The sequence below is a fragment of the Streptomyces sp. M-16 genome (genome assembly GCF_052114405.1).
Lineage (GTDB): Bacteria > Actinomycetota > Actinomycetes > Streptomycetales > Streptomycetaceae > Streptomyces.
The window spans coordinates 77,078-93,220 of record NZ_JBFRER010000047.1 but is presented as its reverse complement, the minus strand read 5'-3'; the positions used below and the strand labels follow the sequence as shown (position 1 = coordinate 93,220).

14 protein-coding genes are annotated in these 16,143 nt (G+C 71.8%); all 14 read right to left on the bottom strand.

Annotated elements, in window-relative coordinates:
- Positions 1-8: 8 nt before the first annotated feature.
- Positions 9-1,172, bottom strand: coding sequence for a C40 family peptidase (locus AB4039_RS22000; RefSeq protein WP_442271599.1), 1,164 nt, complete (start codon positions 1,170-1,172; stop codon positions 9-11).
- A complete protein-coding gene (locus AB4039_RS21995) occupies positions 1,169-3,571 on the bottom strand; it encodes a hypothetical protein (protein WP_442271598.1) in 2,403 nt (800 codons plus the stop codon). The genes AB4039_RS22000 and AB4039_RS21995 overlap by 4 nt, the downstream gene beginning before the upstream one ends.
- Entirely contained in the window at positions 3,568-6,111 is a 2,544-nt protein-coding gene (locus AB4039_RS21990) for an ATP-binding protein (RefSeq protein ID WP_442271597.1), read from the bottom strand. The genes AB4039_RS21995 and AB4039_RS21990 overlap by 4 nt, the downstream gene beginning before the upstream one ends.
- Before the next feature lie 14 nt (positions 6,112-6,125).
- Entirely contained in the window at positions 6,126-6,758 is a 633-nt protein-coding gene (locus AB4039_RS21985; RefSeq protein WP_442271596.1) for a hypothetical protein, read from the bottom strand.
- Positions 6,755-7,039 (bottom strand): hypothetical protein, encoded by a 285-nt coding sequence (locus tag AB4039_RS21980; RefSeq protein ID WP_360710829.1) that lies wholly within the window; start codon positions 7,037-7,039, stop codon positions 6,755-6,757. The genes AB4039_RS21985 and AB4039_RS21980 overlap by 4 nt, the downstream gene beginning before the upstream one ends.
- Positions 7,040-7,052: 13 nt before the next feature.
- A complete protein-coding gene (locus AB4039_RS21975; protein WP_442271595.1) occupies positions 7,053-8,168 on the bottom strand; it encodes a conjugal transfer protein in 1,116 nt (371 codons plus the stop codon).
- Positions 8,165-8,434 (bottom strand): hypothetical protein, encoded by a 270-nt coding sequence (locus tag AB4039_RS21970; protein ID WP_442271594.1) that lies wholly within the window; start codon positions 8,432-8,434, stop codon positions 8,165-8,167. Before AB4039_RS21970 ends, AB4039_RS21975 begins: the two co-directional genes overlap by 4 nt.
- 50 nt (positions 8,435-8,484) lie before the next feature.
- Positions 8,485-9,378: a hypothetical protein gene (locus AB4039_RS21965; RefSeq protein ID WP_442271593.1), complete on the bottom strand. Its 894-nt coding sequence runs from the start codon at positions 9,376-9,378 to the stop codon at positions 8,485-8,487.
- Between the two features lie 489 nt (positions 9,379-9,867).
- Positions 9,868-11,532: a DUF2637 domain-containing protein gene (locus AB4039_RS21960; RefSeq protein WP_442271615.1), complete on the bottom strand. Its 1,665-nt coding sequence runs from the start codon at positions 11,530-11,532 to the stop codon at positions 9,868-9,870.
- A 299-nt stretch (positions 11,533-11,831) separates the two neighbouring features.
- Positions 11,832-12,917, bottom strand: a complete 1,086-nt coding sequence (locus AB4039_RS21955) for a hypothetical protein (RefSeq protein ID WP_442271592.1) — start codon at positions 12,915-12,917, stop codon at positions 11,832-11,834.
- Positions 12,914-13,552 (bottom strand): ParA family protein, encoded by a 639-nt coding sequence (locus AB4039_RS21950; protein WP_442271591.1) that lies wholly within the window; start codon positions 13,550-13,552, stop codon positions 12,914-12,916. Before AB4039_RS21950 ends, AB4039_RS21955 begins: the two co-directional genes overlap by 4 nt.
- A 314-nt stretch (positions 13,553-13,866) precedes the next feature.
- Entirely contained in the window at positions 13,867-14,619 is a 753-nt protein-coding gene (locus AB4039_RS21945) for a restriction endonuclease (protein ID WP_442271590.1), read from the bottom strand.
- 253 nt (positions 14,620-14,872) lie between these two features.
- Positions 14,873-15,664, bottom strand: a complete 792-nt coding sequence (locus tag AB4039_RS21940; RefSeq protein ID WP_442271589.1) for a hypothetical protein — start codon at positions 15,662-15,664, stop codon at positions 14,873-14,875.
- A 2-nt stretch (positions 15,665-15,666) separates the two neighbouring features.
- Complete coding sequence (locus tag AB4039_RS21935) at positions 15,667-16,119, bottom strand: hypothetical protein (RefSeq protein WP_442271588.1); 453 nt, start codon at positions 16,117-16,119, stop codon at positions 15,667-15,669.
- Positions 16,120-16,143: the final 24 nt, after the last annotated feature.

Here is a 16,143-nt window from a genome sequence, read left to right as displayed (position 1 = left end):
CCGTTTCATCAGACGACGCGCACGACCAGCAGGATCGGGCCCAGGTGGGCCTGAGGGGCGACCTCCACCACGCGGCCCGGCTTGGGTGCGTGCACGACGTATCCGTAGCCGATCGCCATGGCGACGTGTTCGGGGCGGGAGGCGGAGCCGACGGCGAAGAGCAGGTCGCCCGGCTGGATGGCGCTGGCGGGGACCACGTGGCCGTCGTTGATCTGGGTGTAGGTGGTGCGGGTGATCTCCTTGCCGGCCACCCCGTACGCGCGCTGGGTCAGGGAGGAGCAGTCGCACCGCTCGGACGGGTTGGGGCCGTGGGCGTTGGTGCAGCTGCCGCCCCACTGGTACATGGTGCCGAGCTGGCCCAGCGCCCAGCGGATGGCGGTCTGCACCTGCGGCGGCGCGGTGGCCGGGATCTGGTAGCCCTCCGGCAGGGAGCCGGGCGGGATGTTCCCGAAGTCCACGTTGCCGCTGCCCTGGCCGGCGCACCGCCCCGGGCCGAAGCCGCCGCCGAGGCCGGGCTGTCCCGGCATCGGGCCGGCGGGAGCGGCGCCGAGGGTGGGGGCGATGGCCTGCTGGAGGGCGGTCGCGAGGGGCTCGTGCTTGGCGTACGCCTCGGGGAACCCGGACCGCTGGACCTTCTGCGCGGCCACGGTGACGGGCATCTGCTCCCAGTCCTTTATCTTCACCAACCCGTCGTAGAACTTGGTGGAGGAGTAGACGGGGTCCATGATCTCCTCGCGGGTGCCCCAGCCCTGGGAGGGCCGCTGCTGGAACAGGCCGAGCGAGTCGCGGTCGCCGTGGTAGAGGTTGATCAGGGTGGACTCCTGGAGAGCGGTGGCCAGGGCGACGACCTGGCCCCGGGCCGGCACCCGCTTCTGGATGCCGGTCGCGACGATCACCTTCGCGTTGGGGATCTGCTTCTTGGGCTCGTCGAGGCCGGGCACGTTCACGTCGCCGCTCCCGGCGAGCATCTCCTTGACCTTGCGGGCTATCTCGGCAGTGTCCGGGTCGAGGCCGGGCTGGCCGCCGGCCGGGCAGCTGGCTGCCGCCGCGGCGGCCTCGGCCTCGCTCTGGCCGAGGCCTGCCACGTGGGCTGCGACGGCGGCCAGCAAAACGAGCGCCAGGCCGAGCAGCCCGGCGACGCCGGCCAGCCACCCCTTGAACTTCTTCTTCATGAGCGGCGCTGCCGACGGCGGCGGATGTTCAACTCCCGCTCCTCGTTACGGGTAAGGGACGCGTCACTAGGCCGCCGCGGGGCCGCGGTCGGAACGCGGCGCGGGCCGGGCTGCCGTGGGGTGCCACGGTCCAGACGCTGCCGGAGCTGCTGCTGGCGCGGCGAGACCGCCGGCTGGGTCGGGACCTGGTGGCGGGGCTGGTGGCGCCTGGTGGCCTGCGTGGCCGGGGGGCTGGGCTGATTCGGCGTGGTGGTCGCCTGGCTGCCGCTGGTGCCGGCGCGCTGGTACATCGGACCGCCCGGCAGCTGGTTCGGAACGGTGACCGCCTGGCTGCTGCTGGTGGCGAGGTTGTGCGCCGGGCCGCCAGGGAGCTGGTTCGCCGGGGAGCCGGGCGGGTTGGGCGGCTGCGCGGGCGGGTTCTGCGGCGGGACGGGCGGTGTCTGCCCCGGGTTGCCAGGGTTGCCCGGCTGGGGCTGGGGCTGGGGCTGGGGCTGGCCTGCGGGCCGGGCCGGGCGGCGGCCGCCGTTGGCCCCGGACTGGATGCGGTTCATCAGGGCGACGGTGCTGACGCTGGAGCTCGTGGCGTAGCCGAGGGCGGCGATCGGATTGCCCGAGGCGAGGGAGACGCCGACCATCGCGGTGCGGACCGCGCCGCGGGTGACCTTGCGGGCGATCGACTGATTCTTCGCCACCGGGGTGGAGGACGGGGCCAGGGCGCTGCCGTTGGTCCCGCCGATCCGACCGGAGGACATCTTGTCGCGCCACTTGGCCGCAGCCTGCTTGGACTTGACCGTGAGCGCCTTGCGCTTCTTGATCGCGCCGATGCACACGATGTCCACGGCGAGGAAGCGCAGGGTGAGCTCATTGCCCCAGTCCTGCTGCACGGGGTCGAGGACCGCCTGGACGATCAGGATGAGGACGGCGAGACCGATGATGGATGCGAGGAGCTGCCCGAGGGAGTGCAGGACGGAGGCCGCCCAGTCCCACAGGTAGCCGCGGCCGGCGCCGGGCATCAGCCCGGCCACGAGAGCGGGTTCGGCCCGGATTGCGTCCCAGGCGATGCGGCACTGTGCGACAAGAAAGCTGCCCGCGAGACCGGCGATCAGGACGGTGACGATCAGCGCGGCGACGAGGAGAAAGATCGCGCCGCCGACCTTGTCCATCGAGGCCCGCTTCGCCGCCTGCACGTCGCCCTTGACGCAGTCCTTCTCGAACTGCTCCATCGGCGGGTTGCCGAAGTGGTCCAGGGCCCACTGCTTGGCCAGGGGCATGGTCCATTCGGTGATCTGCGCGCCGGTGGGGTCGATCCAGGCCCGGTAGCTGTTGAACTTCTTCAGACGCTCGTACTGCTGGTTCATGGCCCGCTCGTAGGCGAGCTGCGAGATCTTGGTGTCGCTGTACTTCTTCGCGCACTCGCCTTCGAAGACGCGGCCGTACTGGAGCAGCATGGCCGGCTTGACGATGAATGCGTCGGTCAGCGCGTTGGTCAGCGGGCGGGAGAGCGCCCGGCTGCTGGCCGAGTCCTCTTCGTCGGGGGCCTTCTCCTTTTGACCGGGGTTGGCGTCGAGGATGATGTCGGCGACTTCGAGGGCCAGGCCGCGGGCTGCGGCGATGGCGCCGTCCTGCTCGCCCAGCAGGACCTGCGGGGGCGAGGACAGCAGCGTGGCGGTGAGCCCGGCGATCAGGAGGGACAGGGCCGCGTCCCCCCACCCCTTGGCCCGGTCCCCGAAGAAGATGCGGACGACGGCGATCAGGGCGCACACCGACATGAACAGGGACGGCAGCCCCATCTGCAGGATGACCTGCGTGTGAAGCGAGTTGGCGACCGACAGCACCGGTGTCAGGAGCAGCTTGGCCAGGCCGAAGCCGAGGGCCCAGACCATGAGCCAGCAGCAGAACGCGATGACCCATTTGGTGATCATGAAGGGCAGCTCGGTGAGCAGGTTCTGGATCCCGAGGTCCCAGTCCATCAGCCCGCCGGTGTCGCTCTTGACGGTGTACGCCGAGATCGGCAGGTTCCGCTCGTCGGTGACGTTGAAGACGGCCAGGACGCCGCCCTCGTCCGGCAGCAACTTGCGCAGCCGCTCCTCCTCCGCCTTGAGGAAGGCTTCCTGCATGCCGTCGGTGAACCGCTTGTTGAGGTCGGCGAGGATCTTCTCGATCTCGGCGAGCTCCTCCGGGGTGGGCGTACGCGTACCGGCTGTGGGCGGTCCCAGCGGGTTCGTCGCCGGCGGGCTGGTGGGCGCCGGGGGTGCGGACGGGCTCGGCTCGGCGAGGGCTGGCAGCGAGGTGAGCATGGTGAAGGCGGTGGCGGCGAGCGCCGCCGCGAGCAGGGCGAGGCGCAGGCGGGCTGTTCCGAGCAGGCGCAGCCGCCCCCAGGGGGCGCGAAGGGTTCTCATGCTGCCGCCTGCTGGCTGGTCGGGGTGGTGTGGATGACGCGCTCGATCGCCCGGTCGCGGGGGATGAGGACGCGCATGAGGCCGATGCGGCTGGCCAGGTCGCGGTAGAGGCACTCGCCCGCGCGGGCCCGGCGCTGGTCCTCGGGCAGGCCGAGCGGGGAGAGGCCGCCGGTCACCAGGTCCAGGAGGTCGGTGTCGGTGGAGTCCACGCCGAGGAATTCGAGGCTGCGCGCGGCCAGGGGGCGGCTGGTCTGGCGGAAGACGAAGCGGTGCGGGATGAGGCCGCGGACGATCATTCCCTTCTCGCTGTCGGCAGGGCCGATGTCGTCGGCGTCGTGGCTGCCGACGTACGCGGCCGCGTTGCGCTTGCGGCCGTCGCGCAGCAGCTCCAGGAGCAGCTCCAGGCCCTCGTCGCTGGAGGTGAGCCACCAGCACTCGTCGAAGACGGTGACCGCGAACTCGTCCCGCGAGCGCATCGCGGTCTCGCGGGAGACGGCGGCGATCAGGTACATCAGCGCCCGGCCCAGGACCTTCTCGAACTCCAGGCGCTGGATCCGGTGCTCGGAGGCCAGCTCGGACTTCTTCGGCAGGGCGAGCGAGGACACCAGGAAGACGACGGAGTCCGCGCGGTGGGTGTCGACGACCGGCAGCGTCTCGTCGAAGACGACCCTCGCCAGGTCCTTGCGGGCGACCGAGGCGAGCTTGCGGGCCAGGCCGTGAGCGGCCGCGTCCCCGGCGCCGCGTGCGGTGAGCTCGTCCATCAGGGCGCGCATCGACGGCTCAGGCCGGGCCAGGACGGCCTGGACGGCCTCGGAAAGGGCGACGCCTTCGAGGTCCATCGGCCGCACCCCGAGCAGCAGGGTGAGGAAGGACTCGGTGAAGCGGGCCGCGACCTCGGGGCTGCTCTCCCTGTAGAGGCGCAGCGGGTCGAGGGAGACCTCGGCGGTGTGGTCGATGCGGATGAGCTGGGTGGTGCCGGGGCATGCCTTCGCGAAGCGGGCCCATTCCTGGTCGGTGGTGCGGTCGACGATGACGGCGCGGCCGCGGCTGCCGGGCCGGCCGAGCTGGTGGCCTCGGGCGAGGACGTTGTAGACGGCGCTCTTCATGCCCACCGACTTGCCGGCGCCGAGCTCGCCGAGCCAGGCCATTGAGGCGGAGGCGTTCTCGCGGGGGCCGCGGGCGGGGTCGATCAGTACGGGGCGGGCGCCGCCGGAGGCGACCTGGAGGCCGTAGAGGCCGCCGCGCTCGTCGCCGAGCTGGGAGCCGCACCAGGGCATGGCCATCGCGAAGTCGCGTGCGAGGAGGATCTGCGCGTAGCCGGCCATGACGCGGGGGGTGCGGCAGCCGGGCAGCATCGCCTGCCACAGGCTGGCCTGTTCGCCGGCGGGCCGGGAGAAGGTGTAGTCGGTGGACCCGAAGTCGGAAGCGAGAGCTGCGGCCCGGTCCATGGCGTCGTCGGGGCTGTTGCCCCAGACGGCGAGGGTGACCATGGCGCGGATCTCCACCTCGCGCCGGTTCGCGGTGAGCCTCTCGTGGTACTCCTCGTTGTCGGCCTGGTTGCGGGCGACGGCGGCCGGCGGGCCCGCCGGGTCGCCCTCGTACTCGGCGGCCTGGGCCTTGAGGTGACGGGCGCGCTTGCGGACCTTCGGCTCGGCCTTCGAGCCGGGGACGATGACCAGGCGGGCGGTCCAGTCGACGGGGTAGGCCAGGTCGTCGAGCTGCTGAAGGTAGGCCGCGCCTGGGAGGGCGAAGGCCTCGGGCATCTCGCTCAACGCCAGGAGTGCCTGGTAGGAGTCGCCCCACTCGCTGGAGACCTGGAGGAAGCGCCGTGTGAAGGGGTTGGCCGGCAGCGCGGCGCCGGTGTTGAAGTCGGCGCCGCCCTCGCCGACGAGGATCTCCCCCAGCGCCGCGACGTTCCGGCCCCGGCCGCGGACCGGGGTCTCGGTGCCGTCCGGGAGGAACGGTTCGGCGAGCCCGCGCCGCGCGGAGTGGCCGTAGATCCACAGGATCTCCGCCTCGGAGGCAGGGCGCATCGAGACGCCGGTCGGCCACTGGGCCTGGATCCGCTGGGCCTGCTCCAGGCGCCGCTGTACCTCCGCGTCGGTGACGAGGGCGGGCATCAGGCCGAGCTGAAGGGAGACTTCCGCCCGCGCCGCCCGGAACGCGGACATCACCGCGTCCTTCTGCGACAGCGGGGGCAGCGGGAGCGCGAGCCAGTCGGTGCGGCCCGTCAGCTCCATCGTCTCCAGCTGGTCCAGGACCGCGTGCCCCAGGCTCTCGTAACGGGGCGCGCGCTCCAGGTCGATGTCGTCGACCATGGCGCGCACCACGGCGGTCGGGTCGATCTGCGGGCACAGCGACATGAGCATCGGCTCGCCGGTCATCGCCTTGAACAGGCCCTCCAAGGCCTTGAGACGGCGGCGCTTCACGGCGGCGGGGGCGTGGGAGTAGTTGGTCGCGGCGACGCGCCAGACGGCCCAGACGGTGCCGTGAGTGGTGAAGATCAAGTTGCTCTGGACGTGCCGGATCGGCAGGCGCATCGTCAGTTCTCCAATCAGGTACGAGTGGTGGGGGCGCGGCGGGCGAGCAGGGCCTGCACCCCCGAGGCCACCGGCGCGGCATGCGCGGCGGGCGCGGAGGGCCCGGCGGGTGTCGGCGGCTGGGCGGCGGGTGCCGGAGGCTGGTGGCGGGCCGGCCTGGGGCGTGGCTCGGGTGCGGGGGCGGTATCGCTCGGCGGGGCGCCGGCGGACGGTTCGTCGGCGGGGAGGTGGATGCGGGTGTCGCCGCGGGTGGGGCGGGCCGGCCGGTAGGTGCGGCCGCGGAGCTGGCCGCGCCGGGGCGCGGCCAGCATCAGGGCGATGCTCAGCAGGGCGGCCGCGGGGTTGCGTCCGTCGATGTGGAGGTGGCGGAGCACGAACGCGACCACGGCGGGGAGGACCAGGAGGGCTGCGACGTCGAGCCAGCCGTTGCCGCCCCACACGGGGCGGGTCAGGATCAGGGCGGCGACGGTGGCGACGATCCCGCCCAGCTGGGTCAGGGTGTAGGGGCCGCCGGGCAGCCGGATCCCCCGGCCGCCGTTGACGTCCCGGATCACCCCGTGGACCAGCGGCGCGCGCCGGGCCTTGGTGTAGCAGCGGCCGATCAGCTCGAAGTCCACCTCGCCGCCATGGGCGGCGGCCTCGGTCACTGGTCACTCCGGGCGGCGTTGGGGCCGCCCTGGTACTGGACGATGTCCTCGGTGGTCTTGTTCTTGAGGGCGCCCATGTTGGCGGACAGGCCCCAGACGATCGCCGCGAAGATGACGGCCATGATCGTCGGGCCGGGTGCCTTGGTCTTCCAGCCCACGACCACGACGAAGATCCCGCACAGGGCCGGGATGGCCACATCGAAGATGAGGCCCTTGATGTCGGTGCCGAGGCCGGTGCCGGTCTGGATCCAGCCCGCGGCCAGCGTGACGGTGTCGTGCATGACGGTGCTCCTCTTATGCGGTGGGGGTGGGTGCCGGAACCGGGGCGCCGGAGGCGGCCGGGGCCGGAGTCGGTGAGGTCAGGGCGGGGGCGCCGTCGAGGCTGGCGATCTCCCAGCGGCCGGCGCGGGCCTTGAGGGTCAGGGCGTAGGTGAGCGGGAGCCGCACCCCGTCCTGGCCGGTCGCCCGGAGGGTGACGAGCAGGCGCAGCGAGGTGCCGTCGCCGGGGACCGAGACCACCGGCTCGCCACCGGTCTCGCCCTCGACGGCGAACTGGTCCACCGCGACACCCGAGTACGGGGCCGGGGACGGCGCGGCCAGGCGCGTGCCGGGGGCGAGGTAGCGGTCGAGCTCAGCGCCGGCCTTCGTGAGATAGGCGGACAGGAAGCTGGTGACCGCCTGGGTGCGCGGATCGGTCGGCAGCGCCGGGCGCATCGCGCCGTAGACCAGCTCCGGGGTCTTGGCCCGCTCGGGTGCGGCGACCTCGGCCGGCAGCGCGAGCGCGGTGTACGCGGTCGCTCCCCCGGCGCCGGGCGCGGTGGCCACGGGCACCTGGAAGTAGCGCACCGGGTCGGTCGCGGCCGACTGGCTCGGGGAGGCGCCCGGTTGCGTGGAGGGCGTGGCCGTGGGCTGTGCGCCGGTGACGCGGGCCGCGACCGTGACCGCCCAGACGGAGGTGTCTGTCTGGCGCAGCCGGACGACGGTCAGCTGCTCGCCCCGGTGCTGGCCGGAGACGCCGTCGAGCTGCATGCTGGCGGCCGGCGGGTAGTAGGCGGCGAGCTTGGGCTCGTCGCCGCGCCCGGCAGACAGGTAGGCGGCGACGAAGAGGCTGGCGAAGCCGGCCGCGCCCTGGCCGCCGCTCGCGGACGGGGCGGACGGGGCTGTCTTCGGCGCCGGAGCCGCGGACGTGGCGGGCACCGAGAGGTAGGCGAGCGCGCCCAGCAGGGGGCCGAGCGCGATCAGGCCCCAGACGGTCCAGCGGATCAGCGCGGCCGAGTTGGCCTGGGCGCCGGTCGACCAGCCGCCGACCCATCCGGCCTCATGGACGGCCTCGGTCTCCTGGACAGCCGGCGGTGTCTGCGGGTCGGCCGGTGCGGCCGGCCTACGGCGGCCGGTGAGGACGGGGCTCATGCCGCTCCTCCGGCCGAGCGCAGGGTGTGGCCGGCCAGCTCCGCGATCCGGCTGCGGAGTTCCGCTTCCGGTCGCCGGCTGAGTGCGGCCAGCGAGGCGAGGACCGGTTCGGCGTCCTCGTCGAGGAAGGCGCGGAGCTTCTCGTGGGTGCCGGTGTCGAAGGGGCGGGCGACGAGGGCGGCGCCGAGGTGGACGAGCAGACGCTGGGCGCGGGTGACGCGCTCCTCGTCCGCGTCCAGCGACGTCGCGGCGGCGGGTGTGGTCAAGACGCATCTCCAAAGGGGGGTGCGGACGGTGGCCGGGGCGGTGGTCCGGTTCATGCCGCGGCCTCGGGCTGGAGGGATGCTGTGAGGCGGGCCAGGGCCCGCGAGCGACGGCGCTGCCAGGCGCCGGCAGTGGTGCCGGCGCGGGCGGCGGCCTCGGCGTCCGGGATGCCGCCGCTGATGTGGTGCCAGGCCAGCGCCTGGGCGTCCGTGGTCGACAGAGCGCCGTCGCGCACCGCGTCGAGGAGGAGCTCCAGGAGCTCCAGCCGGGCCGGGGCACTCGCGGCGTCGCCGGCCGGACCGGCGTGCAGGCCGGCTTCCGCGGCGGCCGCGCGCACCGTACGGGCGCGGGCGATCTCGTACGGGCCCGGCGCCCGGTCGGCGAGGTGCTCCGCGGCCGCGAGGTCCTCCCCCGCCGGGCGCTGCTCGGCAGCGAGCTCGGCCAGGACCCGGCGCAGGGTGTCGAGCGTCAGGTTGGCGGCGGGCCGGCCGGGGCGGAGGTGGATGCGGCCGGCGCGGGCCACTTCGTAGAGGGCGGCCACGGTCACGTGACCGACCGCGTCGCGAGTGCGGCCGCCGGTCGCGCGGACCTGGCCGCGGGTGATGCGGAGGACAGCGGGGAGCATCGCCTGGACGATGACGCGGCCGGCGAGGACGGCCGATCGGTCACGGCCGGCGGCGCGCTGGAGGAGTGCCCGCAGGACGGCGTCGGTCAGCTCATCGGTCACGCCGTCGGCCGTCGGGCGGAGCGCGGCCAGGAGCTGCTCGGGCGTCAGGGAGCCGGACCAGGAATCGGTCACGGCGGCGATGTCGTCGGTCAGGCGGCCATCGGTCACCCAGTCGGTCACCGCCTGGCGCACCGCGGGGTCCGCGCACAGCGCGGCCCAGTCGGCGTCCAGCCGGTCGAAGTACCCGCCGCCGGCGGCGGGGTGCGAAGCGTCGTGCACGGCACGTCTCCTTTCGGATCTCGTGCCGTGAACTCTCCTCAGACCGGCTTGCCCGAAGGCTTGCCCGCAGCCCTAAAAGCGCAGATGGGAGGCTTGCCCTCTGGCTGGGCAAGCCTCCCGTGACCGATTGGGCAAGCCTGGTGGGGGGTTGGGCAAGCCTCCTCGTGACCGGTCCATGCAACTCTGGGCAAGCCTGGTGGGGGGTTGGGCAAGCCTCGGATACGGGCACGCAGGCTTGCCCAGGAGGTAGCCGCGACGGGCGCGGCAGACGGGTGACCGGTCACTGCGGATCGGTCATGACCGGTGACCGATGGGGCCCGGATCGGTCATCGGTCAGCGGGCCCGGCATCGGTCACGGGCGGTCCGGCCATCGGTCACCGGATCGGTCACGGCATCGGTCACGCGCCGATCGGTCAGCGTACGAGTGCTGCCGGCAGCGGTCGGCGGCGGTGACCGATGACCGGTCACCGCGGCCCCAGGGAGGGTCGGTCAGCTGCTGCCGACGGAGCGAAGGTGCGCGCGGCCCTGCTGCCGGCGCTGCTCGTCCAGGTGCTTCTGCGCGTCGAGCACGCGGCGCTGACCGGTCTTGGGCGAGACCCCCAGGCGTCGGCCGACCTCGGCCCCCGAGAGCCGCGTGTTGGTGGTTTCGGCTTCGATGAGCCACGCGACGACTTGCTTGATTTCGCTCGGAAGCGAATCGTCGTCGGTCGCCGCGTCGTCGGTCTGCTGCCTCGGAACCCGGGCGGTCGCCTCACCGGACGCGGTCACCTCGGCCATCCAGTCCTGTCCGTTCGCGCCCGCTGGCGCCGCGAGGACGGGCTGCTCGAAGGAACGGCCCGCAGGAACGGCCGGGCTGGAATCGGTCACCGAGGCCGTCGGCGCGGGGACCGCTCCGGCGGGCAGTCGCGCTGACTCGACCGGCAGTTCCGACAGGCTGCGGAGGCCGCCCTGTTCCCCGAAGAAGGGGTGCGGCTCCCCTGCGGGCAACTGCTCCTCATGGACCGACGCCGGGGCAGCGGGCGCGTCGGTCACCGGCTCCTCGACCCCCGCTACGGAGGCTGCCTGCGCGGCCGCTTCGAGCTCCGCGGCCCGGAGCTCGGCGAGCACCGGCTCCAGCAGGACATCGGGAAGAAGGCCGCCGGTGTCCTGGTCGGTCAGGCCGTAATCCCGCGCGAGGTACGCCGCGAACTGCTCCGCGGACGGGACCGAGCCGTACTGCGCCACGAAGGCCTGCGCGGCCTGGGCCAGGTCGACGAGGGCGGGCTCGGGTACTTCCTCCCAGGTGTCGGGAGTCGCGGCTGCGGGCTCGACCGCCGATTCCGCTTCCGGCACCGGAGCCAGGGCGGGGGTCTCCGCGAGGATGGGCTGGGCGGCCGGCGGCAGTTCGGAAACCTGGGCCGCGGCCACAAGCTCCGGCTCCGGCTCGGGTACGGGTACGGGTGCAGGCTCGGGCTCGGGGCGAGAGAGCAGGACCGGACTCAGGCCGGCTGCGGTCAGTCCCGCGGAAGCGGTCTGTGCGAGCGGTACGCCGATACGGGCCAGCCGCAGCGGCATCAACGCCTCCACCGGCGCCTTGCGGCGCCACGCACGCCCGTACCGGGCCTGGAGCCGGGCCTGGTAGATCAGACGGTCCTGCTCCATGCCGACCGCCTGCTCGTACGACCTCAGCTCCCACAACTTCATCCGGCGCCACAGCTTGAACGTGGGCACCGGGGACAAGAGCCAGCGGGTGATGCGAACGCCCTCCATGTGCCGGTCGGCCGTGATGTCCGCGATTCGGCCTACGGCGTGCCGTGCCGCCTCGACGGTGACGACGAAGAGAACCGGGATGACGGCGTGCATGCCGACGCCGAGCGGGTCGGGCCAGGCGGCGGCACCGTTGAAAGCGATCGTCGCGGCGGTGAGCAGCCATGCAGTCTGACGCAGGAGGGGGAACGGGATGCGGATCCAGGTCAGCAGGAGGTCGAGCGCCAGGAGGACGCAAATGCCTGCGTCGATGCCGATGGGGAACACCAGGGAGAAGTCGCCGAAGCCCTTTTTGACGGCGAGCGCGCGCACCGCGGCGTAGGAGCCGGCGAAGCCGATTCCCGCGATGATCACGGCGCCGACGACCACGACCGAGATCAGGATGCGGTGCGTCCTAGTCAGTTCCATCGGCTTCGCCGTCTTCCCCGCGGTCACTGGTGCCGCCCCTCCTCCATCAGAACTTCATCCCCTGAGCAGGCTTCACACTCTCATGGGCCACCGACCGTTAGGCCGATTCGGAGGCGGCGAAGGCCCGATCGTCAACGAAAAGTGATCAGTGCCCTGGCATGCCGATAGGGCGGACCCTCTTTGAGATCCGCCCCATCGGTTGCGGCCACCCAAATTTGGGTGACTCCGGGACCTGGTGGGCTGGTGCCCCACCGCCCCCGCAGGGGTATGGTGCGCTGCCCCTGGCCGCAGGTGACCGGTCACCCAAATTTGGGTGACTCTGGTACGCCGGTCAGAGCTTCCTGGGCTGCTGTACTGATCGCGTTGGCTGAGGCAGCGATGGCTTTGAGCGTCTCCGGCGGAGCACCGATCAGGGTGTTGTCGATGTCTTGCCGCAAGCGGTCAAGTGCTGCGGAGAGCTCTCGCGCCGGCCCATCGTCCACGAGTTCAGCGTCCACGAGTTCATCGGCGCTGGCGTCCGAAGGCGCGGGGTCCGAGGCAGCCGGGTCACCCAAATTTGGGTGGGCCGCAGAGCCAGAGGCAACCGTCGGGTCACCCAAATTTGGGCGACCTTCGGGGGCGGGGGTGGGAGCGGGGCCGACGGCATCGCCGGGGGGCGGGCCAGGCTGGGGTGGAACGGGGGCAGCGATCGCTCTCCGTTGGGCCTGGAACTCGGCCACCGGCAGGGGCGTCTCGTACGCAGGCGCCGCGAGCGCGGACTGCTTGGTCATCGCAGCGAGGTCTGCAGCGGTGACCCGGTGGCCGTTCTCCTGCGCCCAGACCCGCAATCTCACGTAGCCCTGCGCGGTGGGTTCCAGGTCGAAGGTCGGCACCAGCTCAAGCAGGGCTCGAACGTGAGACGCCGGCACCATCTTCGGGCTCACCCAAATTTGGGCGATCGCCCGGGCCAGCGGGTACTCCTGGATCATGCGGTTGGCGTCGGACTCGCTCAGGCCGATCTCTTCGCAGTACTGCGGCCAAGTGCGACCCCCATGGCGATAAAGCCTGCGGTCTCGCACCGCGTGCAGCGCCACTCCCCGCATCCACTGGGCCTGGTCCGCATTGGCGAACGCCCGCTCGCAACGGTCCAGCTCGTCCAATTCGTCCGCAGAGAGCTCCCCTGACGCTTCGACTGCCTCGGTCGACGGCAGGAGGTCAGGCGTGAACGGCTGCGGACGCTGTGCAACAGGTGGCGCCGGCGTATCGGACGGGGCGGCCAGCGCGACCGTGGCACCGTCCCCGGTCTCGGGCTTGCCCGCCGTCTCGGCTGCCGCGTCGCGTGCCTCGCGTGCCTTTCGGCGACGTTCTTGCTCTTCCCGGAGCCGCTGCGTGTGCGACTTGCTCACTTCAGGAGACCCCTGTCCTCAAGTTCCGTGACCAACGATCCGAACGGTCCCTTGCTGGCCCCGCTGATGGGGTAGCTGACCGACTGCGCGAGCGCCTCGGAGCGGGGAATGACCGTCGTGAGGACGTTCCACCCCTCGTCCTCCATCATGTCGCGGTAGAGGCCGGTGGAGCTGGCGCCGGATACCGTGCGGTTGAGCAGGACCCAGGTGGGCGGGGGAGTGCGGTCGGAGCGCAGGGCAGCGCTCATCGCGATGATGTCGCCGATCTTGGTCTTGTCCGGGGGATCGATGATCCGATCGAAGTCCGCCTTAGTCGGAGCCATGTGGAGAATCACGAGATCGGCCACTCGGAGAACGCTGTTGGTGATGTCCGGGTGGTTCTCGGTGTGGCCGCAGTCGACGATGCCGATCATCTCGGCCGGGACGACGTGCTCGGTGTGGAACTTCGCTGAAGCGGCAGGCTTCACCTCGAAGGGGAAGTCGCCAGTCTCACTCCATGCGTGGAACTGCTGGGAGTGGTCGGCGTCGAACCCGACCGGCTTGTAGTCGCGCTGCGCCTCCACGAGGGCGTGCGCGAACCAGCCTGAATTCGTCGTCTTGCCGCCCGTACGGGGGGACACGTTCGCGATGAGCATGTCCCGACGATATCGGGCACAGCGAGATCACTACATCAGCCTGCGGCTGTGGGACAGGATTCCGTGTTGCTGCACGGGGTGCGTCTGCCCTGCGGGCCGTCTTGTGAGGAGTTGTCAGAACACCTACCAGCCAACCCAGATCGGGGCCAGGGTCCCACCGTTGACCTGGCCCCGCTCTTCGGGGTCGCGGCTGCTCGGAGCAGCCGAAATCGGCTGCTCGGAGCAGCCGTTCCGGCGTGGCCTTTGCCCGAAATTCGGCAATCTGCGAAGTCTCGCCTGACCTACAAGACGGGCCGACTTCACAGGCTGAGCGGTCAGGAGCGGGCTCGGTTACCCTGCGGCGGGCGATTGCGCCGTGGCGCCGGCAGATGAGGGAGGAGCTCCCACAGGGGAGCCGAGCCACTTGCCCAGTCGCTCAGGAGGCCCCGGTCTACCAGGTGCAACCGCTGGCTCCGGGCGAACGCCTCCGCCGGAGCGCTGAACCGGCCGTTGGTGACGAGCACGACGACGTCACCACCGTGGACGGGTCGGCCGGTCCCGTTGAGCACGTGAAGGTCCGGTGTGCCGACGGCGGCCCCAGCTGCTCCGTCGCGGCGGTGCTTGCATTGGATGACCCAGCGTCGGCCCGCGGGATCGGTCCCCTTGACGTCGGCGCCGTTGTCGCCGGCGCCACCCACCCGTACGGAATCGTGGGCGCCGTCGCGGCGCATCAGGTCCCGTACGGCTTCCTCGAACTCGGTGTGGTGCAGGGCGTCCAGGAAGCGGATGTCCCAGTTCTCCGGCCGGCGGCGCCGCGCAGCCCAGGCAGAGGCCCCGCGTCGTCCGGCCTTCATGAGGAGCAGGATCAGCGCTCCAGCGGTCAGGGCAGCGAGGGCGACAGCGGCGATGCGGGAGCCGTGGAGTGCGAGCCACTGCCTGGCCTGCGGAACGAGGACGGACGCGAGCGCGGCCGCCCCCAGGAGGCCGGCGGTGTCCAGGCCCTGCCCTCTCTTCCGGCGGTGGACAGGGCGACGTGCCCGTCCTGGTCGTCGTGGAGCGGAGCGGGTCGGATACCGACGGCGGGTCATGGCCGGCCTTCCTGGAGCAGGTACTGGCGCCCCACCCGCATCCGAACTGCTGGCGGCGGCTGCCTCCCACCGGTTGGTGAGGTCTCCGCCCACACTGCTCAGCCGGGCTTGCCCAAAGGCTTGCCCAGCACTCGAAGGGGCGAGCCCGGAGGCTTGCCCAGTGCGCAATCCGTAGTGCAGTCGGGCGGCGCGGAGCCTCTGCCCGTCCGGATCCTCCTCGGCGGCGGTGCTCGTCGCCGAGGGGACTCAGCCTCTACTTGGTGAGGGGCGAGGCGCCGACCACGGAGCCGGTGGCGCGCAGGTGCTCGATCACGGCCTGCGCTGTCACATGGCCGCGTTCTTCGAGATCCCCGTTCGAGGCGTTCTGGTCGTACAGCCAGGGGTTGAACCGGTCCCCGCTCAGTACCACTTGGAGGTGCCGGCCGTGGAGCGTGCTGATGCGCCCGGCGCGCTCGGCAAGCACGCTTGAGGCCTCGTCGATGGCCAGGGGCTCATCCCGGCCCCGGTAGCTCGGCCGGAGGTGGTTCCACAGCGCGGCGAGCACTGCGGCCCGGTCGAGGTCGCTGATGTCGACGCCGCCTCCGCCTCCCTCGACGATCTCGGTGACCAGGTCGCGGTCGTCAGCGAGCTCCTTCTGGACGCGCACGTACCGCAGGAGGCTGGACGGGAGGAGTTCGTAATCCTCGGCCAGGGAGTCCCAGGAGGTTCCACTGGCGCGGGCCAGGATCAGCCGATCCCTCAGGCACAGGCCGCCCAGCGCGCGGAGGTGCTGCCGGTCGGCCTCGGTGGTGGGATCCACGCGCAGGTGGATGGTCGGCTCGGCATAGTCCCCGGCCTTGTGCATGACTCCTACCACCTCGAAGCGGTGGGAGTCCTGCCAGAACAGCTGCTCGCCTTCGCGGGGGACGTGGCGGAAAGTCCAGGGGATGTCGTTGTTCTCGTTCCAATCGACGTCGGAGTGGTCCTTCCAGCGCGGGGGGAACCACAAGGTGACGCGAAGCAGCCCGCCATCCGTGCCGGCGTTCTCGATCTGGGTCTGGTCCATGCTCACTCCTGTCCCGTCGCGATGGTCGCGGCGGCCGTCTGGTCGCTTACCTTCTTGATCGCCGTGAAGAAGACGCCCACCAGGTCGTCGGGCATCCGGTAGCCGTCGACCTTGCCGAAGCCCTTGCCCTGCGGCTGGATGGGGGCCGGCATCTCGGGCGGCCACCATCCCTTGCGCTCTCCTCGTTCGAGGACTTGCTTGAGCGCAGCGCTGTGTCCTCGGAGGCTGCTGTCCTCGGTGTCGCGCAGGTCGTCGGCGGATACGTAGCCGTCTCGGACGGCCGCCTCCCGGACGATCTTCCTCGCGCGGTCGGGGAGCTGCCGGTAGTACCGCTCCGCCCGCTCCGGGGTCCACATGGTGTCGAGGGTGACGCGCTCGGCGTGCTTCGCGAGGAACTCCTTCAGGTCGCCGTACGCCTCGGGCGTCACATTCTTGATCGTGAGCTGGATGTCCATAGGCCTTCCCTTACAACAGACGTG